Source organism: Myceligenerans pegani, assembly GCF_014892515.1.
GTDB classification, from domain to species: Bacteria; Actinomycetota; Actinomycetes; order Actinomycetales; family Cellulomonadaceae; genus Myceligenerans; species Myceligenerans pegani.
Genome location: NZ_JADBGR010000088.1, coordinates 1 through 19,542, shown reverse-complemented (window position 1 = coordinate 19,542; position 19,542 = coordinate 1). Strand labels below are relative to the sequence as shown.

Here is a 19,542-nt window from a genome sequence, read left to right as displayed (position 1 = left end):
GCCGACATCGTCGTCGGGCGCACTCCGGTGATGAGGGGCCGGGGCATGATGCGCGACGGCCTCCTCGGAGGCCGTCGTGACCGCCCCGACACCTATAGGGTCTGTCACGGATGGCTCGTGACTGGTGACCTGTGCAGGGAGAAGGGCGGCCCGGTGGGCAAGCGTGTGACGATTCTCGACGTCGCCGAGGAGGCCGGGGTGTCACGGCAGACGGTGACGCGCGCGATGAACGACATGAGCGAGATCAGCGCGGCGACGCGGCGGCGGGTGCTCGAGGCCGCCGACCGTCTCGGCTACCGGCCGAGCCGGTACGCCCGCAACCTGGTGACGAGGCAGAAGGCGCACGCGCTGGGCCTCGTGGTCCCGTCCCTCCGCAACCCGTACTACACCGAGATGGCCGCGGACCTGCTCTCGGCCGCCGCGGAACGCCGGTGGCAGGTCGTCATCGCCGCGCCGGAGGGTGACGTCGTCGAGAGCCTGGCGCTGCTGTCCACACAGGTCGACGTCATCGCCGGCTACTTCCGTCGGCCCGACGCGGACCTGGTCGAGATCGTTCGCGGGCTGCCGGTCGTCCGGCTCGGGCGCGAGCGGTCGGAGCCGAGCAGCGCCGTCCCCGGCGTCCACGCGGTGGACACCGACCTCGAGTCCGGGATCGTCGACGCGGTCGCGGCACTCCGCGAGCGCGGTGCGCGTCGGTTCGGGATGGTCGACTCTGCCCATCGCTCGGGGGGTCCGTACACGCCGTCGCCCCGGCGGGAGTGGTTCGAGGAGGCGACCGGGGGTGAGCTGACCGGCGTCGTGGCGGGGGAGGAGAGCATCTCGGGCGGAGGCGAGGCCTTCGCTGCGCTCCTGCGCCAACACCCCGACACCGACGCCGTGCTGATGTTCAACGACCTCATGGCACTGGGCGCGGTCCAGACCGCCCGTGCCCTGCGCGTCGACGTCCCCGGCGGCGTCCGCGTGGTCGGCGTCGACGGCCTGGCCCTGGGCGAGGCCGTCGACCCGCCGCTCACCTCGATCTCGCTCGACCGGCGCGGGCTGGCGGAGCACATCCTGGACATCATCCAGATCCTGGCCGACGCCGACTTCGCCCGCCTCCCGCCGATCCGCCGCAGCGTCCGCGCCACGCTGCTGACGCGCGGCTCGGCGTGAGTACCTGAGAGCTCCCGCGGGAGGCGGCGCGGTCCCTGCCGAGCAGTCGGTCGGGTGTCGGATGATCGGCCGCTCGGGGGAGCCGATCATCCAACATCCGACCGACCGTTCGACACCTTGCCGACCGCATCTCCGCCCGCGGCCTCCGGGTGCGTTGACCGACGGGCCAAGGGCTGTGTACGGTCGTCCCGTGAACGTTCACGGCTCTGCTCGAGCGACCACCAAGGACCTCGCCGCCGCCTCGACCGAACCCGCCCTCACATCGACCGCACCGGGCTCCGGCCGCCTGCCCGCCCGTGCGCGGCTCCGGTCGGACGCGCCGCAGCTGTCGCTCGACGGCGCCTGGGCGTTCCGGCTCGCCGCCGGGCCGCACGACGTGACCGAGGGTTTCGAGGCGCAGGACTTCGACGACTCGGCCTGGGACCGGATCACGGTCCCGTCGAGCTGGCAGCTCGCCGGCCTCGGGCCCGACGGCGTCGAGGGCGCCCGGTACGGCACCCCCGCCTACGTCAACGTGACCTATCCGTTCCCCGTGGACCCGCCCCACGTCCCCCGGGAGAACCCGACCGGCGAGTACCGCACGACCGTCGACGTGCCCGCGGACTGGGCGGCCGCCGGCGCGCGCACCGTGCTGCGCTTCGACGGCGTCGACTCCTCGTTCGTCGTCTGGTGGAACGGGCGCCGCGTCGGCCACGGCACGGGCTCGCGCCTGACGTCCGAGTTCGAGGTCGAGGCCCGGCCCGGCGTGAACGTCCTGGCCGTCCGCGTGTACCAGTGGTCCGCCGCCAGCTACCTCGAGGACCAGGACATGTGGTGGATGTCCGGGATCTTCCGCTCCGTCACGCTGCTCGAACGGCCCCGGGCGGGGATCGAGGACGTGTTCGTCCACGCGGACTACGACCCGGTGACGGGCGCCGGGACCCTGGCCCTCGACGTCCTCACCGACGCCGGCGAGGTGCTGCTCGACGCGCCCGAGCTCGGCCTGGCCGGCGCGGACGCGCGCGCGTCCGTGTCGCGGCCGGTCGAGCCGTGGTCGGCCGAACGCCCCCGGCTGTACGACGTCACGGTGCGGACCGCCACGGAGTCCGTCGCCCTGCGCGTCGGGTTCCGCCGGGTCGAGGTGCGCGACGGCCGCATCGAGGTCAACGGCGCGCCGCTCCTGCTGCGCGGTGTCAACCGCCATGAGTGGCATCCGGTGACCGGGCGCACGCTCGACCAGGAGACGATGCTCGCCGACGTGCTGCTGATGAAGCGGCACAACATCGATGCCGTCCGCACGAGTCACTACCCCCCGGCGCCCGAGTTCCTCGACCTGTGCGACGAGTACGGGCTGTGGGTCCTGGGCGAGTGCGACCTGGAGACCCACGGGTTCGTCGAGGTGGGATGGCGCGCCAACCCGAGCGACGACCCGCAGTGGCACGAGGCGATGCTGGAGCGCATGCGTCGCACGGTCGAACGGGACAAGAACCACGCCAGCGTGATCATCTGGTCGGTCGGCAACGAGGCGGGTACGGGCGAGAACCTGCGCGCGATGGCGCGCTGGGCGAAGGACCGCGACCCGTCACGGCTCGTGCACTACGAGGGCGACCGGGACTGCCCCGACGTCGACCTCTACTCGCGCATGTACGCCCACCCGGACGAGGTCGCGGTGATCGGGCGCCGACAGGAACCGCCGACGGCGGACCCCCGGCTCGACGCCTGGCGGCGCGCCCTGCCGTTCGTGCTGTGCGAGTACGCCCACGCGATGGGAAACGGCCCCGGGGGCCTGCGCGACTACCAGGACCTGTTCGAGACGTACGACCGGCTGGCCGGCGGCTTCGTGTGGGAGTGGATCGACCACGGCATCGCGCGGCGCACGGCCGACGGGCGCACCTACCACGCGTACGGCGGCGACTTCGGCGAGGAACTGCACGACGGCAACTTCATCGCCGACGGCCTCGTCCTGCCCGACCGGACGCCGTCGCCCGGACTCCTCGAGCTGAAGAAGGTCGTCGAGCCCGTGCGGATGCACGTGGACGACGGCGTGCTCGTCGTGCGCAGCCTGCACGCCCACGTGACGACCGCCTACCTCCGGTTCGTCTGGGAACTTGCCGACGACGGCGTGCCGGTCGCCGGCGGCGAGGTCGAGGTGGAGCCCGTCGCCCCGGGCGGGGTGGCGAGGGTGGCGCTCCCGGACGCCGCGCGCCGGACGACCGACGTGACGGGGGAGCGCTGGCTGACCGTCCGCGCGCTGCTGGCGTCCGACACGCCCTGGGCGCCGGCCGACCACGAGGTGGCCTGGACCCAGGAGCAGTTGGCGGACGCCCGCCGCGCGCCCGTCGCCGCGGGCCCGGCGCTGACGACGGCGCGCGGCTGGCAGGTCGGCCCGGCGGTGCTCGACGGCGGCGGACGGCTGGTCGCGCTCGGCGACACCGCGACCGAGCCGCTGCACGTCGACCTGTGGCGGGCGCCCCTCGACAACGACCGGCTCGGGTGGCACCGCCAGGTCGCCGACCTGTGGCACCGCCTCGGGCTGCACCGCGTGCGCCACCGCACGGTCGACGTCCGTGACGACGACGGCGCGCTGGTGGTCGTCGAGCACGCGCTGCCCGCCGGCACCGACACCGGTGCGCGCGGGACGTTCCGCTGGACGCCCGTCGACGGAGGCGTCCGCCTCGACGTCGAACTCGCGCCGCTGGGGCGCTGGGAGGTCCCGGTCCCGCGCTGGGGCGTGCGGTTCGGGGTGCGGGGGCCGCTGGCCGACGACGCGACCGAGGTCGCCTGGTTCGGCGCCGGGCCGGGCGAGGCGTACGCCGACTCGGCGCTCGCCGCGCGCATCGGGGCCTGGCGGACCACCGTCCGCGACTGGCAGACGCCCTACGTCCGCCCGCAGGAGAACGGCGCCCGCGCGGGCGTGCGCCACCTCCGGCTCAGCCGCGCGGGCAGCGCGCTGGCGGTGGACACGGTGGGCACTCCCGTGGAGGCGACCGTGCGCCGGTGGACGCACCACGACCTGGCGGCGGCGCGGCACACGACGGACCTCGTGCCGGGCGACGTGCTGTGGATCAACCTCGACCACGCCCAGCGCGGCGTCGGCTCGGCCTCCTGCGGCCCCGACGTCCTGCCCGCGTACGAGATCGCCCCCGCGCCCGCCCGCTGGTCGATGGTGTTCCGTCAGGACGGCTGACGGCGGTGCCGGCACGGCTGACGGCGGTGCCGGCGCCGCGGCGGCCGCGGGAGCGGGCCGGGATCCGTCCGGCCTGATCACCCGGGCCGGACGCCGCGCACGTCAGAGCGGCAGCAGACGCGGGTCGACCCGGCCGGCCAGCCAGGAGGCTGTGACGTCGTTGAAGAGGCCCGTGTCCTCGATGCTCCACATGTGGTGCATCCCGGGCGCGAGGCGGATCTCGGCCTGGGGGACGGCTCGCCGCAGCGCCCCGAGCGAGCGGCGGAAGTAGGCGGACTCGCGTGCGCCGGCCAGGCCGAGCAGCGGTCCGGTGTAGCGTGAGATGTCCGCCGGGAGAGCGCCACGCGGGTAGATCTCGGAGGCGATCCGGTGCATGGTGTCGCGGCGGATCGTCAGGCCGTGCCGGACGAACAGGTCGCGGGCGTCCGGCGGCAGGCCCATCGCTGCCGCCTGTGCCTTCCAGTACCAGGGCGCGTTCCACACGCCCAGCTGCAGCCTGCCCGCGGCCCGCAGGGCGATCCCGGCGGGCGCCAGCATCGGCCCGCTGACGAGGAGTGTGCGCACGAGGCGGGGATGGCGTGCCGCGACGTGGAGCCCGACGATCCCGCCGAACGACAGCCCGACGACGTCGACCGGGCCCGTGATGCCCAGCTCGGCGAGCTGCTTCGCGACGGCGTCGGCGGCGCCGGGCAGGCCGGGCCAGTCGTCGCGGGCACGCCGGCCGAAGCCCGGCAGGTCGGGCGTCACCACCTTCCGGTCGCTGAAGGCCGCGACCTGCTCCTCCCACGACCAGCCGGCGACGGTGCCGCCATGGAGGAAGAGCAGCGGTGGGTGCGCGGACCCGGCCTCCTCGTGGTGCAGTTCGGGATGGTCGGTCACGTGAGCTCCTTGGTGACCTCGTCGAGCCAGTCGAGCTCGGCGCGGGTGCGGGTCAGCCCGCAGTTGAGGGTGACGATGCGGAGGCGGGCGCGCCGGTCGGCCGGCGGGGGAGTCGAGGCGCGGATCGCCTCGAGAGCGTCCAGCTGTTCCTGCGCCGCTGCCCGGTACCTGGCCAGGAGGCCGGCGAGTTCGGCGTCGTCCAGGCTTCCCGCGAAGAAGAGCCGCGCGAGGAACGCGTCCCGCTCGGGCTGCCGGTCGAGCTCGGAGGTGAGCCATTCCCGCAACGCGTCGCGGCCCTCCGGCGTGATTCGGTGCTCGTGCCTGTCGGGCGCCTTCGCCCCCGCGAGGGTCTCCACGGTCACGAGCCCGTCCTCGACGAGCCGCGCGAGCGTCCGGTAGATCTGCGCCCGGTCGGCCGACCAGAAGTGGTTGATCGTCGTGTCGAAGTGGCGCTTGAGGTCGTACCCGGACATGGGCGCGAGGTCGAGCAACCCGAGGATGATGCGCGCGAGGATCACGAAGCTAGTAGACAAGTCTTATGGAAGATATGTCAACTAGCTGGCGGTCGGAGAACCCGATCGCTGCGCGTTACCCGTGGCGTGAGCATCCCGTGGCGTCGCGCGGGTACGGCTGCACGACGTGGCGCAGCCGTTCCCGCGGTCCTCACCGGACGATGGCGAACGCCTCAGCCCACGCACGAGCGTTCAGGTCGCGGGGAGCAGCGGCTGCGGACGGCGGTCGATCACGAGGATCCCCGCGTCCACGCTCGGCCGGGGCCGGAAGGCGGCCGCGGGCACGCGTCGGTCCAGCCGGAACGTGTACCAGGGCCACCACTGGGCGGTCAGAAGGGTGGTGCCGCCGACGGCGGCGCGCTTGCGCGCGACCTCCCACTGCTGTCTTCCTCGCCAAGAACCGACCGGCCCTGCCCCAGATCGTCGTACTCGTACGTGGTGTCGATACCCCACACATCGTGCGAGGACCCATAGGATTCGTACAGCAGAAGGGAGCACAACCATGGCCTCGGCCTACGACACGAACCCATACATGACTCTCAACTCGCTGGCCGACGTCGTCCGCTCCGAGCTGGCCGGGCCTCGCCCAGACCAGAACTTTCTGCTGCGCATGGCCGCGCAGGCAATAAGCGACTATCGCTCCCTGCACACACCCGCCGACCAGGACCGGTTCCTCCGGCGGCCGGACTCGACAGGCGAGCGCCGCTGGGACGCGATGCTCGCGGCCATCGCCGAGCGTGAGGCTCGCCGATCCCGCCGCGAGATCCCCGAGTGGGTCTACGACAACGTCTACGTGCTCAGCCCCTGGTGGTTCCTCAGCCCGACCGAGTCCCTGCGTGCCTACTCTCTGCAGCACTCGGCACCGGAATTCGCGATCCGCAACATCTTCATCGACGTCGCCAGCCTGGAGTCCGTGTGAACGACACCCGAGCAGGGTTCGACGCCGACCGCATCCGCGCCCTGCTGACCGAGCTCGGCGAACGGCGTCGCCGTTGTCGGCTCTTCCCGGAGCCCGTCGGCCGCCGCGATCGCCCTCGCCGGACATGCCGGTATCCGCTCCGCGATCCGGCCAGGGTGCACCGCCGAGGACATCTACCGGGCATGGCGCGACACCGTCGACGCGCACCTCGGCGCGCCCAATGACCGCCACCACTGCGGCTACCGCATCGGCGTCGGCTTTCCTCCATCCTGGGTGGGCTCCGTGCTCGGTCTGCGCCCTGGCAACACGACGGTCCCTCGGCCGGGCATGACCTTCTACATCCAGTCCTGGGTGATCAAGCACCATGTCGGCGACCACGTCGTGTGCGACACCGTGCCCGTCACCGAAGACCGCTGCGACCTGCTGACGCCGTCGCGCGGCGGAGTTCGTTGGGCATAGGGCGGCGGCCGTCGCGCTGCCGGGTGGGACGGCCGCCGCGGGTCGGCGACAGCGGCCGACAGCAGGCGCGCGTCGTCGTGACGTGCGATGCCCTCGGTCCTTAATCGGCCGTCACTCGTCATCGACATGCCTTGTGTTGCTGACCGGCTCTCCCGGTCGGATGCCGTCGTAGAGCGATGGACGAGGACTACCTCCTCGGCATCGCCGATGACGGCGTCCGGGATTGCGAGCCCGCTCACGATGCACCCGCGCATCTGGCGTGGCCGGGTGCCACGGTCAGGAGCGTGTCGAGTTGGTCAAGGGTGATGGCAAGCGCGTTGGCGAGTCGGGGCCGGGCCCAGAGGGATGGCGTCGTCTCGCCGGCTTCCCAGCGCGCGACGGTGGAGCGCTCGACCCCGATGTCCATGGCGAGGCCTTCCTGTGTCTTGCAGACTTCGCGACGACGACGTGCGAGGGCCGTTCGGCGGCCGGACTCCGTCGTCTGCGCTGCCAAAGTGTCAGGCTGCGGCGGTCGAGCTGCCGGGGCATCTGGCCGCGGTGGGTTCCCCGTCACGACGAGGACGACGACAGATCGGCTCTCGCCGGTTGCGGCACGCAGTTGGTCGAGCACGTCTGCCGTGCCGGCTGACTGGATCAGTTGGCCGATCTCCTGGCCTTGTAGGTTCGTGACGTCGTGGCCTGCCATTCGTCCCCCTCGATCGATGGTTCGACAGAACCAGGTTCCGGGAGGGGCGGGGCTCGAAGTACCCCGCGGCGGGGTACTTCGGGGTGCCAGAGCGGCTTGACAGACCGTTACGGCGTGTCGGTGGTAGCCGAGCCCATCCACGCGGCGAGTGCCCGGACGTCTTCACCGACCTTGCGGTTGTGGCTGGCCAGGACCCGGACAGCTTCGCGGGCCATGGGGTGGTAGCGCGTCTGCTGGGGTGCGACGGTGCGTGCCTGTTGCAGGGCGTCGAGCGCTGCGTCGCGGTCGCCGACTGCGATGAAGGCGCGAGCGGCGTCGATCAGGTGGTGGCCTCGACGCGTGCGCGGCATGGAGGCGGGCAGTTGGAGCGTGCGAGCCCGCTCTGCGGCGATGTCGGCGTGCTTGAGTTCGATCTGGGCGGCGATCTCGTGGACGGTGGTGTTCACGGGCCCGAAGGTCAGGTGGTAGTGGACGCGGTCCACGCCATCGGGCACGAGTTCGGCGAGGCGTCGGGCCTCCGCGAGGTGGTGGAGAGTGGCGTCCTCGTCCCGGGCGCGGGAAGCCTGGGTGACCTGCCGGAGCCGGATGCTGCCCAACAGTGTCACCGCCGGGCCGGACGGCGTATCGCCGACGTCGGCTTGGAGTTGGTCGTAGGCGCGCTCCAGGAGGCGCAGGCCGGCGTCGTAGTCCTTGGCGATCTGGAATCCGTTGGCTCGTGTCCACTGGGCGAGTCCGACGGAGAGTGGATCGTCGGCCATGCCCGATGCCCATTGGAGACGGTCCTCCAGGAGCGAGGCGAGGTCGACGTACCCGAGCCGCGAGGCCAGGCTGTAGGCCATGTAGTAGCCGGAGGCCAGGAGGCGCGCGGCGCGGCGTCGGGCCTTGCCGTCAAGTTGGTGGACGCACGCCGTGAGTTCTTCCAGGAGCGCCGGCAGCATTTCTCCCAGGGCGGTGTATCGGGCTGCGGCACGGTAGGTCGTGGCCTGGTCCACGTCGCGAGCGATCAGGTTGAGCGGGCGTGGTGCGGTACGCCACTCGGGCGGGAGGTCGTAGGTGCGGGCAATGGCGCGGATCGCGGCGATCGGTGCGTGGACGCGCGCGTCGGCCCGCTCGCGGCCACGGTAGGGCTGTCCGGTGAGTTCCTCGACGCTGACGGCGAGGGTGCGGGCCGCCGTGTTGAGGAACCCGTAGGTGGGCAGGCGCTCGCCCTGCTCGACCTTGCGGATCGCGCCGAGCGAGAGGTGGGCGTGGTCGGAGAACTCGCGCTGCGTGTAGCCCGCAAGCTTGCGGTACGTCGCGATCCGCGACCCAACCGCCTCCTGGCCGTCGCCAGTCATCACCGTCTCCTCTCACACGAGGGGCTCCGAGGCCTCACGATAGCGGCCGCTTCGTCCACGGTCAGCGCTCCGGGGAGAACCACTCGGCGATCTCGTCGATGACCTCGGCCTGCCAGGCAAGGGTCTGGGGCTGCCGGTACGCCTTGTCCCCGGTGACGGAGAATCCGTGTCCCGCCCCCTCGACGACTACGAGCCGGGAGTCGGCGTTTAGCTCCTTGATTGCGTCGTAGGACGGGCCGATCGGGACCTGGGTGTCCGCGTCCCCGTGCACCAGCAGCGTCGGGGCAGTGATGTCGCCCAGGGCGGTGTGTGGTTGCAGCCAGAAGACCTCGTTCAGGAACGCTCGCCCGTGCCGGAAGCTCGCGGAGTACTGCAGGAACCCGTCGCGGGTGAGCGCCTCGGCGTGCTCCGCATCCAGATGATCGTCCACCCAGTACGGGCGTGAGTCGATGGTTCGCTTCTTGTAGTCGATCCGCGGGCACAGCATCACGAGGCGATCCACTTCCTCCGGCCGCCTGGCCGCATACAACGCGCACACCCCGCCTGAGAATGACTGCCCCACCAGCGACGCCGATGCGACGCCGGTCTCAGCACGCAGTACCTCGAAACCAGCCCGCACGTCGTTCAGCAGCCCGGCGAGCGTCACGTCCTCCTGCGTTCCTTCAGATTCACCGTGCCCACGCAGGTCGAATCGCAGGGATGCGATTCCTGCGGCTGTGAGTCCGTCGGCGATCCGGTCGAAGAACCCGGACTCGTGCCGCGTCACCCCACGACCGTGGACCAGCAGCACTCCGACGGTGGGCGGCGTTTCGGGCATCGCGACATCGCCAACCAGCCGCAACCCGTCGAGCGAGCGGAACTCGACGCGGGATTCGGTGGGCATGGCAACCTCCTGGTCCGCTGGGGGACTGACACGGGCAAGTCTGCCCGACTTGGCGCCGCCTGCGACGCCGACGTTCAGCGGCATCGTCGGGATCATGACCGAGGCCGGACTGACGAGAGAACACGGACGCGACGCGGTGTACGAGCCTCGCCCAGCAAGGTGCAGCGCACGCCATGCTTCTCCAGTTCGAACGCGAGCCGGGTGTATGCCTCGGCCAGTCGGGCCGAGCCCGGGACGACCACGACGTCCGCCTGGTGGTGGCGGGCAGTCTCGGTGATCTGGCTGATAGTGAGGCCGTCGCGGGTGTCGTCGAGCACGTCTGCCAGGGCGAGGCCTTCGGCTTGCACGTACGCGGTGACGGCCTCGCGCTGCTCCCGAGCTTGGGCGCGGGTGTGGGCGGCGATGTAGCCGAGCGCGACCGGCCGCGGCCTGTTCATGCTTCTCTCCCGGCCAGCGCGCGCACGTGGCATTCCATGCCTGAGACGGTTCCGGACCAGTCCGCGATGGTCGGTACAGCGAGGCGCTGGATGAAGGTCTCGGACAGGCCGAGGTCGCGGGCGATGGATGCGCCGTCGGACAGGTGGACGGGTTCGATCGTGACGGTTCCGCCGCGCAGCAGGGTCAGGCGGGCGATGCGGTCCTCACCGAGCATCTCCAGGATCTCGGTCAATGCGACGAACATCGCGTGCAGGGAGGGCGTTGGTGCAGGCGTCTTGGTGTTCGGCATGGTTCACGCTCCAGGGTTCGGCGTGAGCCCACGGGCAACGATCACGGCGGGCTCTCGTACGCCTTCCATCGAACCCGGCGCACCGAGAACTCTGTAGCGCATGCGTGACGCGGGCACTTCGCATGTTTGGCGCAGAGCTACACCCTCCGCGCCGCCGACGGGGAGGCACCGCTGGTGGGCGAAACTCCGGTGCGAGCCGACCTCTGTCCGCTGTACGGTCCGCAGGTGCTCAAGACGGAACGCGCGGGCGAGCGCCCGCAGACCTCTGACCAGGGCCCGCATCGCCAGCTCACCCAGAAGTCGCCTCCGGCCGTGTGGGGCGAGCTGGTGGCGCGGGTGTGCGCGCTGGATGGTGTCTGTGAGGGGCACAGTCAGGTGTCGCCTGCGTCGTCACGGGCAGTGTTCCTTGAGGGGGTGGAGGAGGAGCGCGCTCCGGAGACGAACCTCGCCCCCGGCCGGCGTCTGGAGCCGGTCCATCTGCACGGGGTCACCGACACGAGTGTGCACTTGGTGCTGCCGCACGAACGCGGCGAGGAACTGGTTGCCCTTGGCTGGGCCGAGGCCCACCAGTACGAGGACTTCGGCACCGAGTACATGGTCTACGGCCCCCGGGATACGACCGAGGTGGATGCCGTGGTGTCGGTGGTCGAGGAGAGCATCGCGTTTGCTCGCGGAGCCTGAGCGCTGCAGGACCTTGCGGCGGTCGACGCCCGGTCAGCGGTGTCTTAGGAGAGTGACCTGGTCGTGGTCGTCGTCGGCACGGAGTGTGACCAGCAGTCGGCCGTGTGGGGCGAGCGCGCGGGAGCAGGCGCGGAGTAGTGAGCGGAGGTCGTCGGTGAAGCTCAGGGCTCCGAAGATTGACACGATGACGTCGACGGAGCCGGGGGCGAGCCGACACAGGTTCTGTTCGGCGTCGTCGTGCATGAACTGCAGGCCAGGGATGTGCCCGTAGAAAGTGCGGGCGCGGTGGATCTTGGCGGGGTCGTGGTCGATGCCGATTCCGACGGCGTCGTGGTGGGCGACGAGGTGGGCGATGTTGTGTCCGCTGCCGCAGCCGATCTCCACGACGACGGAGCCTGCCAGCTCACCGAGAATGCTCGTGTCGGGCCCGACGCCTGGTACGCGCGTGAGTTCGAACCGCCCGGGTGGGTTCATGTCTTGAGCAGGGTGGCGGCTTCGAGCAGGTGTTTGGTGATCGCGTTCATCCAGGCGTCCTCGGCTCCCTCGGCCCAGCCGAGGTCGAGTTGACGGGCGAACCATTCGGCGACCCAAACGCGGTGCCATCCCAAGGCCCACGAGGCGGCATCGATCCCGCCACGGTCGGCAGAGGCTTCCGGAGCGCCGCCCTCGGCCCGGTAGAGGTCGACCAGATCCCACAGGTCCTCGACATCGGGAGCATCGATCGTGCCGGACCACGAGGCGAGATCGAGTACCCCGGGACCGACGAACGCTCGTGCCAGATCCAGGATCCGCAGCCCCCGGCCGGTCACGTGCAGGGAGGTGTGGTGGAACTCGGAGTGCACCAGCCCGAACGGCGCGAGCTCCGTGCCCTTGGCCCGTGTCTCGGCTGCGGCCGTCAGCGCGCCGGCCGCTGCGACGGCGTCGTCGGGCGCGTCGTACCGGGTGAGGATCTCCGCCGTGTTCGCCGGGAGGTTCGAGAGGTGCTTCTGCCCGACCGTGGGGAGGCCGGGCAGGTTGGTGATGGCGTGGATCTGGACGGCGGCACGCGCGCCGTCGCCGATGCCAGCTTCTCTCGTGGCTTCGCCCAGGTCCTCGATGAGCATGACCAGCAGGCCGCCGACATGGGTGGAGGCGTGGACGGCGGGGACGGGCAGGCCCGCCCCTGCGGCGGCGATCAGGGTGTGGTCTTCGGTGTCGAACGGGGTCTCGGCGTACTTGAGCACCACGGACGCGCCGCAGTCGAACGTGAGGCGTTCGACCCCGGACCGTGCCCACACCCGGATCGGCTGACGGTCGTACCTGTCCGGCAGGCCCGCCTCCGCAAGGAGAGAGGGCAGCGCGGTGGTCACGTCCGTGGTGTTCAAGCTCATGCTCCGTTCGTCAGGCGTGGTTGGTCAGTCGGTGGCGACGCGGCAGGCGTACACGGCCTGCAGCCAGGTGTCGCGGAACCGGGCCAGGTCCTGGCGGAACCGGTCGATCGAGGCGCCGTACGGTACGAGCGCGCCGCCGGACTGGTTGGGTGCGGACTGGCAGCCGTGGACCAGGCGTCCGCCGAGGGCGGCGTGTGCCTTGACCGACTCCACCCTGCGCGATTCGTTGAACCACGTCGAGTGGTACACCTCGTCGATCATGTTGCCCTTGGATTCGTCGACGTCGAACACGACCTGGGTCGCTGCCGGGAAGAACCAGCAGGGGCCCACGTTCACGATCGAGCCGTCGGGCTTGACCTTGTTCAGCGCCATGAGGGTGGCGGCCTGGCGCAGCATGCGCAGCTCGTCCGGGCCGATCTCCTCCAGGCCGGCCACGGGCAGCAGCTCGTCGCGGAACACGTAGGAGTACACCTGCCACGCCGTGCGCAGGACCTCGGCTGCGTCGGTCGTGGTGCGGGCGTGAGTCTGGATGAACCGCAGTGCGGTCTGCTCCAGGGCCTCCTCGGCGGACTCGTTCACGGGCAGCAACTGCTCACGCACCAGGTCCCAGTCGGCGATGAGCCAGGACGCCTCGTCGAACCGGAAGAAGTACTGCGCGGGGTCGAGGGTGATGGTGGTGCCCTCGACGGTGATGCCGGGCAGGCGCGACCAGCGAGGGTCGAACGCCTCGGGCAGGTCGACGCTGATCAGCGCCAGGGTAGCGACAGTCATTGCGTGTACTCCCTTGCGATAGAGGGGAACGGACGCAGCCAGGACCGCCGGCCGGTCGGTCTGGGCGTCTTGTGCTTCGCCATCACATCGCGTGCCCCGCCTGCAGAACAGCGCACGCGCGTGGCATCGGCGCCGCACGTTCGTCGCACGGGACGCAACATGCGCCTCCGATCAGCGACCTCGGCGCGGCCTACCTCAAAGTCCGTCTGGACGCGCTATCGGGTGCGCCGGAAGTCGCAGATGCCGACGAGCATCGTCGCTTTGAGAGATCCGGCTGAGCGTGGCAGCTCAACTGGTCGCTTCGCGGATGTCCTTCCCCTGTTCGGCGAACGCCTTGAAGTCCTCCATGTGCTGCTGCGACTGCTTGTGGAAGGCGCCGCGCATGAGAAGCCCCATGAGCCGCATCAGCAGGTTGCTGAACCGGTATTCGCTCTCCTCCTCCCAGAGCGTCGTCGTCGGACCGGCTTCGGTCAGCCGATCGCGGACGACGCTCCACATGCCCGGGGCGGCGATCTCGCGGTCGAAGTGAACGACGGTCCCGCGGGGGATCTCGTGCAGGTCTGCCGGCTCTCGGCGGGTGATCGTCTCGGTACCCTCCATCGTTCGCTGCCCCGACTGCATCACGACCCGCGACGTGGTGCCGAGCTGCCCGTGCTCCCCGTTCACGGGCTCGTGCAGCACCATGCCCCGCAGCCACTTCGGGAGGTGTGCCGGGTCGGCGAGCAGCTGGGCCACCTGTTCCCGGGGCAGGGCGATCTCGATCGAGTTGGTGTACTTCATGGCGCGTGTTCCTTCCAGGAAGTCAGGCCGGGTCGGGTGCGTAGAACGTGGTGGTGGCCTCGACCGCGGCCGCGACGTGCTCCGGGTCGCCACCGGCGGCCAGGTGGGCCTCGCCCCATGCGGCGGCGCTGCGCCGGATGAACTCGCGCGCTTCGGGCGACTTCTCGACGGCCTCGTGGCCGGCGGTCTCGCCACCGGCCAACAGGCGGGCCAGGGTAAGGAGAGCGAGGTCCCAGCCGACGCCGCCGGCGCCGGGGCCGTAGGTCGGGAAGAGGGGCTCCTCCACGACCGCCGCGTGGATGAGCTCGAACTCGGTGTCGCCGTTCGGGCCTGGGGCCAGGCGCACTTCCACCTCGCTCGTGCCGGGCCAGGCGTCGCCGTCCGGCCCGTAGAGCCAGGACACCTTCAGCAGACGCGGCGGCTCGCACCGGAGGATCTCGCCGTGCTCACCGCCGTCGAACTCGAACGTCCCGCCCGGCCGCAGGTCCCCGGTGATCGGTTTCAACCAGCGCCGCAGCCGCTCTGGGCTGGTCACGGCGTCCCAGACGTCGTCGATCTGCGCGTCGTATCGCCGCCGCAGTTCGATGGTGTACGCCTCACCGGCGGGCACGCTGGCCTTGCCCATCGTCCGGCGCGCGGCGGCCAGTTCCTCGAGTATGTCTCTCACGTCATGCTCCCTTCGCAGACGGATCGGCCTTGTCCGCGCCGGCGCCTGGCTCGGCCGGTGCGGTGGGCTCCTTGCCGGCCGAAGTCTGAGCCGCACGCCTGCCCCGGGCCAGTTCGGTGTCCAGGGCGTCGAGGCGTTGCTCCCAGAACCGGCGAAACCGGTCCAGCCACGCGTCGACCTCGCTCAGCGGCCCGGGCTCGACGGCGTAGAACCGGCGAGCGCCCTCAGGGCGTACCGACGCGAACCCGCTGTCTCGGAGCACGCGCAGATGCTGCGAGACGGCGGGCTGGGAGAGTCCGAATTCGGCTCGGATCACGTTCGTGATCGCGCCGGAGGTCTGCTCACCGTTGGCGAGCAGCTCCAGAATGCGCCGGCGCACCGGGTCGCCGAGGATGTCGAACGCGTGCACGACCGCGGATCATACCAGCCTTCACTTATATAAGCAGGTGCTGGTATTCGGTTGTCGTGTTCGGCCCGGTTCGACGTCGCCCGGTGTCGGCGCGGTGCTCGTTCCCCGCCTTCACGTCGGTGAGAGCGTCGGGCCACGTGCGGGTGGCCGCGAACTCGGGTCAAGTCGCTGACCCACAGGGGGACCATGCGCGGCGTCGTGCTGCGGGGGCGTACCTGGTCGTCACGACGGGAAGCCTTCTCGGCGCACTGGACGGGCGCTCCCTGACGGCGTCCGGACGCTGGTGGTCCCCGCCGTGTCTCATTCCGGAAACAGGTGTGCCACCAGGGAGCGTGCCCATTCCGGGGTCGGCGTCTGCGACGTGAAGACCGCCCGGTAGTAGAGGGGGGCGAGGAGCCCGTCGACGGCGCGTTCGACGGTGGGTGCCTGCTTGTTGCCGCGCGCGTGTTCGCGATCGAGGATCGCCTCGAGCTGGTCCTGTCGTTCGGCGCGGCACACGTCGGCGTTCTCGCCGGCCGCGCCGACGATGGCGCGTACCAGGGCGAGAGTGTCCGGGTCGCTGAGGTCTCTGGCCAGGTCCGCGGCGTAGCGTTCGAGGTCCTCGCGAAGGCTGCCGCTGTCCGGGACGACGAGGTCGCCGGAGAAGCGGCTGGTCGCGACGTCGGTGAGCAGGTCGCCGACGGATCCCCAACGGCGGTAGACCGTCGTGGGGTGAACCCCGGCGCGGGTCGCGACGGCCGGGATGGTCAGCTGGTCCCCGGTGTCCTCGGCGAGCATCTCCTTGACGGCCTGATGAACGGCCGCGCGGACCCGGGCGGAGCGGCCACCCGGCCGGCGAACGGTTTGGTGCGGTGCGCTCGCGGTGGCCATGTGACCAGTATCGCATCGATCGCTGCGAAATAATCGCAACGATGACTGCGTTAGCGTCATTGTGCAAGCTCTAACGCAACGATCATTGCGAGGTTCGTATGCCCGTCAAGTCTGAGACCGTTCGTCCACCTGCCGCGCGGCGGCTCGGCGCGCCGGGAAGGGGATTCTTCGGCTGGATGGGTGCCGTCCTCGTGCTCTTCCTGGCCGCTTCCAGCGCACCGTCCCCGTTGTATGTGGTCTACCAGCAGCAGTGGCAGTTCCCCGCCTGGGTGCTGACCGTCGTCTTCGCCCTCTACGTGTTCGGCCTGCTGGGCTCCCTGCTCGTCTTCGGAGCGCTGTCCGATCACCTCGGACGGCGTCCGGTGCTCGCCGCCGCGATCGGGCTGGAGATCGTCGCGCTCGTCCTGTTCCTGACGGCGCAGGACGTCCTGGTGCTGTCCGCGGCACGCGTGCTGCAAGGCGTCGCGACCGGAGCTGCGACCACCACGCTGGGTGCGACCCTCGTCGACCTCACGCCCTCGCGCGGGCGGGCGGGCGTGGTCACCTCCGTCGGGCCGCTGGGCGGTCTCGCTCTCGGGGCCTTGGGCAGTGGTCTGCTCGTCCAGTTCGGCCCTGCGCCGACCCGGCTGGTCTACGCCGTGCTGCTGGTGGGCATGGTCCTGGCGGCGGTCGTGGTGACCCTCATGCCCGAGACCTCGCGTCGCCGGCCCGGAGCCGTGGCGTCCCTGCGTCCCCGGGTCGCGATGCCCTCGCACCTGCGCGCGGACATCATTCCTGTGGTCCCGGCGATGGTCGCCGCCTGGGCTCTGGCCGGCATGTACCTCTCGCTCGGGCCGTCCGTCGCCGCGGAGTTGCTCGGGCTCGACAACCGCCTGATCGGTGGCATCGTCGTCACGCTCCTGGCGGGTACCGGCGCACTCGCGGTCCTCGTGCTTCGGTCCCGCTCGGCGTCCTCGTTGCTGGCCCCGTCCTCGGCGACGCTCGGGATCGGCACCCTGATCTCGCTGGCCGCCGTGATGCAGGACGCCGCATGGATTGCGGCGGCCGGCACCGTCGTCGCCGGCATCGGCTTCGGGGGATCGGTGCTCGCGACGTTCGGCACCTTCGCCCGGATTGCCGGGCCGCATGAGCGCAGCGCGGTCTTCGCCCTGGCGAACACCATCAACTACCTCGGCAACAGCGTGCCTGCCGTGCTGGGCGGCATCGCCGTCACCGCCCTGGGCCTGCCGACCGCCACCACCGTCTACGCCCTCGTGATCGTCGCGGCGACCTTCACCGCTTGCACCCTGCTCCTGAACCAAGCGCGGGCACGTGGCCGGGTCGCGGGTCCGGCGCGCCCCTGAGGCACGCCTTGACCGAACACGTCAGATGCGCGTCGCACACATCCCGGGAGACACCATGAGACAAGAGGAGAAACCCATGACCACGACGAGGACCAAGTGGCATCGTGAGGTGCGCCGGCCGTACAGGACGACCATCCGCTACACCGTCAGCGGCCCGGCAGACGGGCCGACGCTCGCCCTCGTGCACGGTTGGGCATGCCACCGCGGAGACTTCGACGCGGTCACCGACCACCTGCCCGAGACCTACCGAGTGCTCGCGATCGACCTCGCCGAACACGGCGAGTCCCGATCTGCGCGGGATGCGTGGACCATCGCCGAGTTCGCGCACGACGTCGCCGCCGTCCTGAGGGCCGAATCAGTCACCTCCGTCGTCGTCGCGGGGCACTCCCTCGGCGGGGCGGTCGCGGTCGAGGCCGGCAGACTGCTCCCGGGAACGGTGACCCAGGTGATCGCGCTCGACGCCCTGCACTACCTTGGCCTGTTCCCCGCCATCGGTGACGAGCAGGCCCGGACCCTGATCCGCGGGTTCCACGACGACTTCGCTGCGGCCGTGCGGGGCCTCGTCGAAGGCGGATCACCCGAAGGCACCGCCTCCGAGCTCAAGGACACCTACTTCCACAAGATGGTGGCCGTGCGGCAACCCGCGGGCGTGCAATCGATCGAAGGGCTGATCCGCTGGGACATGGACGCCGCGCTACGCGAGACGACCCAGCCGATCACCGTCTTCGCGATCCGCGACCTGATCAGCCAGGAAGCCATCGACCGCTACGGCGACCGGCTCGACCTGGAACTCATCGACCTGGGCTCCCACCACTTCCCGGTCGAGTCCCCCGATGCCACGGCCAAGCTCCTGGCGGGCGTCATCACCGGACAGCGTGTTCGAGATCGTCGGCCATGACGCCGTCGTGCCATCGAACCAATTGCGGTTCTGGCAACTTCAGGATCGATGCCGGCGACGACGGGTTGAGCCTCTCGGAGCCCGGGACCGGCCCCGGACTGAGCTGCCACACCCGGCGGGACGGCCGTCCCGTGCCGTCCCGCCGGGCACGGTTCCGCATGCTGGGCGGCCCTGCGTCCCGCGCGACCTGACATGCGTCCGTTCCGGACGCCCGATACCCCGAGGAGTACGCCATGACACACCCCGTGACCGACGCTACCGGCCGGAACGTCTACGAGGCCGAGTGGAGGGCCTGGCGAGCGGGCTGGCAGCAGTGGCTCGCCCAGCCCCACGGCTGGCTGGCCGCCGTGGCCGTGCACTGGCTCGACGACACGCCCCGCAGCTACGACGGCGTGCCCGGCCGCTGGTGGCAGAGCGGCGAGACCCTGATGATCGATCTCGACGGCGCCACCATGACCTTCGAGGGCGCCGAGCTCGCCCAGGTGGCCGCCCTGGACCTGGCCGAGGGCCCCGATGACCGCCGGATCGCCGTCGGCGACCTGGAGATCGGGATCACCTACCGCGACGGCTACCACATCAACGTCTACGACCCGGCGGCACCCGCCCGGGCGGTGTTCGACGGCGTGCCGGTCCACGATCCGGATCCCGCCTGGATCGTCACGGGAAGGTTCGAGGCGCACGACGGTGAGCGGTCCCTCGCGCTGGACACGGTGGGCTGGCGCGAGCACGAGTACCTCTCGCCCGGCGTCGTGCACTTCGAGCACGACGGCGCCGCCTACCGGATGCAGGTCATCGTCGCCGCCGGCCGGTACACCACCGTCTTCACCGACGGTACCAGCGGCGACACCACCTACCCGGCCGGCCGGTCCCTCGACGTCCCCGCGCCCGCCGCGGACGGCACCGTCACGCTCGACTTCAACCGGGCGCTGAACCTGCCCTGCGCGTTCGCAGACTACTTCCCGATCTGCCCCACGCCACCGGCCGGCAACCGCTACCCCTTCCGCATCGAAGCCGGCGAAAAGACCCCGCGCAAG

Annotated in this window: 22 protein-coding genes and 1 pseudogene; 8 read left to right on the top strand and 15 right to left on the bottom strand. The window is 70.9% G+C overall.

Annotated features, from left to right (window positions below; translation table 11 throughout):
- Positions 1-117: 117 nt before the first annotated feature.
- Positions 118-1,152, top strand: coding sequence for a LacI family DNA-binding transcriptional regulator (locus IIE03_RS13440; protein WP_192863277.1), 1,035 nt, complete (start codon positions 118-120; stop codon positions 1,150-1,152).
- A 190-nt stretch (positions 1,153-1,342) separates the two neighbouring features.
- Complete coding sequence (locus tag IIE03_RS13435; protein WP_318842970.1) at positions 1,343-4,318, top strand: glycoside hydrolase family 2 TIM barrel-domain containing protein; 2,976 nt, start codon at positions 1,343-1,345, stop codon at positions 4,316-4,318.
- A gap of 102 nt (positions 4,319-4,420) precedes the next feature.
- On the opposite strand, the gene IIE03_RS13430 is transcribed toward IIE03_RS13435, so the two are convergent.
- The 3 genes and pseudogenes from IIE03_RS13430 to IIE03_RS13420 form a co-directional block, all read right to left on the bottom strand.
- On the bottom strand, positions 4,421-5,197 hold the full coding sequence (locus IIE03_RS13430; protein ID WP_192863275.1) for an alpha/beta fold hydrolase: 777 nt from the start codon (positions 5,195-5,197) through the stop codon (positions 4,421-4,423).
- The gene (locus IIE03_RS13425) at positions 5,194-5,715 is read right to left on the bottom strand and encodes a PadR family transcriptional regulator (protein WP_192863274.1); all 522 of its coding nucleotides are present in this window, start codon (positions 5,713-5,715) and stop codon (positions 5,194-5,196) included. Before IIE03_RS13425 ends, IIE03_RS13430 begins: the two co-directional genes overlap by 4 nt.
- 195 nt (positions 5,716-5,910) lie before the next feature.
- Positions 5,911-6,090, bottom strand: a pseudogene (locus IIE03_RS13420) (23S ribosomal RNA methyltransferase Erm); the annotation flags it as partial.
- A gap of 151 nt (positions 6,091-6,241) precedes the next feature.
- Here IIE03_RS13420 and IIE03_RS13415 point away from each other — a divergent pair.
- Together IIE03_RS13415 and IIE03_RS13410 are read left to right on the top strand one after the other, a co-directional pair.
- Complete coding sequence (locus IIE03_RS13415) at positions 6,242-6,628, top strand: hypothetical protein (RefSeq protein WP_192863273.1); 387 nt, start codon at positions 6,242-6,244, stop codon at positions 6,626-6,628.
- A 108-nt stretch (positions 6,629-6,736) separates the two neighbouring features.
- The gene (locus tag IIE03_RS13410; protein WP_192863408.1) at positions 6,737-7,087 is read left to right on the top strand and encodes a M24 family metallopeptidase; all 351 of its coding nucleotides are present in this window, start codon (positions 6,737-6,739) and stop codon (positions 7,085-7,087) included.
- 235 nt (positions 7,088-7,322) lie between these two features.
- On the opposite strand, the gene IIE03_RS13405 is transcribed toward IIE03_RS13410, so the two are convergent.
- The 5 genes from IIE03_RS13405 to IIE03_RS13385 all read right to left on the bottom strand — a co-directional run bounded on the left by IIE03_RS13405 (position 7,323) and on the right by IIE03_RS13385 (position 10,719).
- Positions 7,323-7,772, bottom strand: coding sequence for a helix-turn-helix transcriptional regulator (locus tag IIE03_RS13405; protein WP_192863272.1), 450 nt, complete (start codon positions 7,770-7,772; stop codon positions 7,323-7,325).
- 107 nt (positions 7,773-7,879) lie between these two features.
- Complete coding sequence (locus IIE03_RS13400; protein ID WP_192863271.1) at positions 7,880-9,109, bottom strand: helix-turn-helix domain-containing protein; 1,230 nt, start codon at positions 9,107-9,109, stop codon at positions 7,880-7,882.
- A gap of 61 nt (positions 9,110-9,170) precedes the next feature.
- Positions 9,171-9,992, bottom strand: coding sequence for an alpha/beta hydrolase (locus IIE03_RS13395; protein ID WP_192863270.1), 822 nt, complete (start codon positions 9,990-9,992; stop codon positions 9,171-9,173).
- A 92-nt stretch (positions 9,993-10,084) separates the two neighbouring features.
- Positions 10,085-10,429: a hypothetical protein gene (locus tag IIE03_RS13390; RefSeq protein ID WP_192863269.1), complete on the bottom strand. Its 345-nt coding sequence runs from the start codon at positions 10,427-10,429 to the stop codon at positions 10,085-10,087.
- Positions 10,426-10,719 carry a hypothetical protein gene (locus IIE03_RS13385; protein ID WP_192863268.1) on the bottom strand — a complete coding sequence of 98 codons (294 nt, stop codon included), beginning with the start codon at positions 10,717-10,719 and terminating at the stop codon, positions 10,426-10,428. Before IIE03_RS13385 ends, IIE03_RS13390 begins: the two co-directional genes overlap by 4 nt.
- A gap of 225 nt (positions 10,720-10,944) precedes the next feature.
- Here IIE03_RS13385 and IIE03_RS25885 point away from each other — a divergent pair, with 225 nt between their 5' ends.
- Positions 10,945-11,400 (top strand): luciferase domain-containing protein, encoded by a 456-nt coding sequence (locus tag IIE03_RS25885; RefSeq protein WP_318842969.1) that lies wholly within the window; start codon positions 10,945-10,947, stop codon positions 11,398-11,400.
- 33 nt (positions 11,401-11,433) lie between these two features.
- Here the strand turns inward: IIE03_RS25885 and IIE03_RS13375 are convergent, their stop codons facing one another.
- From IIE03_RS13375 to IIE03_RS13345, 7 genes are all read right to left on the bottom strand, one after another.
- Positions 11,434-11,874, bottom strand: coding sequence for a class I SAM-dependent methyltransferase (locus tag IIE03_RS13375; RefSeq protein WP_192863267.1), 441 nt, complete (start codon positions 11,872-11,874; stop codon positions 11,434-11,436).
- A complete protein-coding gene (locus IIE03_RS13370) occupies positions 11,871-12,770 on the bottom strand; it encodes an aminoglycoside phosphotransferase family protein (RefSeq protein ID WP_192863266.1) in 900 nt (299 codons plus the stop codon). The genes IIE03_RS13375 and IIE03_RS13370 overlap by 4 nt, the downstream gene beginning before the upstream one ends.
- A gap of 24 nt (positions 12,771-12,794) precedes the next feature.
- Positions 12,795-13,541: a hypothetical protein gene (locus IIE03_RS13365; RefSeq protein ID WP_192863265.1), complete on the bottom strand. Its 747-nt coding sequence runs from the start codon at positions 13,539-13,541 to the stop codon at positions 12,795-12,797.
- 288 nt (positions 13,542-13,829) lie between these two features.
- Positions 13,830-14,321: an SRPBCC family protein gene (locus tag IIE03_RS13360; RefSeq protein ID WP_192863264.1), complete on the bottom strand. Its 492-nt coding sequence runs from the start codon at positions 14,319-14,321 to the stop codon at positions 13,830-13,832.
- A 22-nt stretch (positions 14,322-14,343) separates the two neighbouring features.
- The gene (locus tag IIE03_RS13355) at positions 14,344-14,988 is read right to left on the bottom strand and encodes an SRPBCC domain-containing protein (RefSeq protein WP_318842968.1); all 645 of its coding nucleotides are present in this window, start codon (positions 14,986-14,988) and stop codon (positions 14,344-14,346) included.
- Position 14,989: 1 nt separating this feature from the next.
- Positions 14,990-15,397, bottom strand: a complete 408-nt coding sequence (locus tag IIE03_RS13350; protein WP_192863263.1) for an ArsR/SmtB family transcription factor — start codon at positions 15,395-15,397, stop codon at positions 14,990-14,992.
- 300 nt (positions 15,398-15,697) lie between these two features.
- Positions 15,698-16,267 carry a TetR-like C-terminal domain-containing protein gene (locus IIE03_RS13345; protein ID WP_192863262.1) on the bottom strand — a complete coding sequence of 190 codons (570 nt, stop codon included), beginning with the start codon at positions 16,265-16,267 and terminating at the stop codon, positions 15,698-15,700.
- A gap of 98 nt (positions 16,268-16,365) precedes the next feature.
- Here IIE03_RS13345 and IIE03_RS13340 point away from each other — a divergent pair, with 98 nt between their 5' ends.
- The 3 genes from IIE03_RS13340 to IIE03_RS13330 form a co-directional block, all read left to right on the top strand.
- Positions 16,366-17,610, top strand: coding sequence for an MFS transporter (locus tag IIE03_RS13340; protein WP_192863261.1), 1,245 nt, complete (start codon positions 16,366-16,368; stop codon positions 17,608-17,610).
- Between the two features lie 76 nt (positions 17,611-17,686).
- Positions 17,687-18,508: an alpha/beta fold hydrolase gene (locus IIE03_RS13335; protein ID WP_192863260.1), complete on the top strand. Its 822-nt coding sequence runs from the start codon at positions 17,687-17,689 to the stop codon at positions 18,506-18,508.
- A 233-nt stretch (positions 18,509-18,741) separates the two neighbouring features.
- The coding region (locus IIE03_RS13330; RefSeq protein WP_192863259.1) for a DUF1684 domain-containing protein at positions 18,742-19,542 on the top strand (801 nt) is incomplete at its 3' end.

Excerpts from the sequence above, each read along its gene's own strand:
- IIE03_RS13415 (WP_192863273.1), top strand. The coding sequence starts at position 6,242 with ATGACTCTCAACTCGCTGGCCGACGTCGTCCGCTCCGAGCTGGCCGGG.
- IIE03_RS13405 (WP_192863272.1), bottom strand. The coding sequence starts at position 7,772 with ATGGCAGGCCACGACGTCACGAACCTACAAGGCCAGGAGATCGGCCAA.
- IIE03_RS13400 (WP_192863271.1), bottom strand. The coding sequence starts at position 9,109 with ATGACTGGCGACGGCCAGGAGGCGGTTGGGTCGCGGATCGCGACGTAC.
- IIE03_RS13395 (WP_192863270.1), bottom strand. The coding sequence starts at position 9,992 with ATGCCCACCGAATCCCGCGTCGAGTTCCGCTCGCTCGACGGGTTGCGG.
- IIE03_RS13390 (WP_192863269.1), bottom strand. The coding sequence starts at position 10,429 with ATGAACAGGCCGCGGCCGGTCGCGCTCGGCTACATCGCCGCCCACACC.
- IIE03_RS13385 (WP_192863268.1), bottom strand. The coding sequence starts at position 10,719 with ATGCCGAACACCAAGACGCCTGCACCAACGCCCTCCCTGCACGCGATG.
- IIE03_RS13375 (WP_192863267.1), bottom strand. The coding sequence starts at position 11,874 with ATGAACCCACCCGGGCGGTTCGAACTCACGCGCGTACCAGGCGTCGGG.
- IIE03_RS13370 (WP_192863266.1), bottom strand. The coding sequence starts at position 12,770 with ATGAGCTTGAACACCACGGACGTGACCACCGCGCTGCCCTCTCTCCTT.
- IIE03_RS13365 (WP_192863265.1), bottom strand. The coding sequence starts at position 13,541 with ATGACTGTCGCTACCCTGGCGCTGATCAGCGTCGACCTGCCCGAGGCG.
- IIE03_RS13360 (WP_192863264.1), bottom strand. The coding sequence starts at position 14,321 with ATGAAGTACACCAACTCGATCGAGATCGCCCTGCCCCGGGAACAGGTG.
- IIE03_RS13345 (WP_192863262.1), bottom strand. The coding sequence starts at position 16,267 with ATGGCCACCGCGAGCGCACCGCACCAAACCGTTCGCCGGCCGGGTGGC.
- IIE03_RS13340 (WP_192863261.1), top strand. The coding sequence starts at position 16,366 with ATGCCCGTCAAGTCTGAGACCGTTCGTCCACCTGCCGCGCGGCGGCTC.
- IIE03_RS13335 (WP_192863260.1), top strand. The coding sequence starts at position 17,687 with ATGACCACGACGAGGACCAAGTGGCATCGTGAGGTGCGCCGGCCGTAC.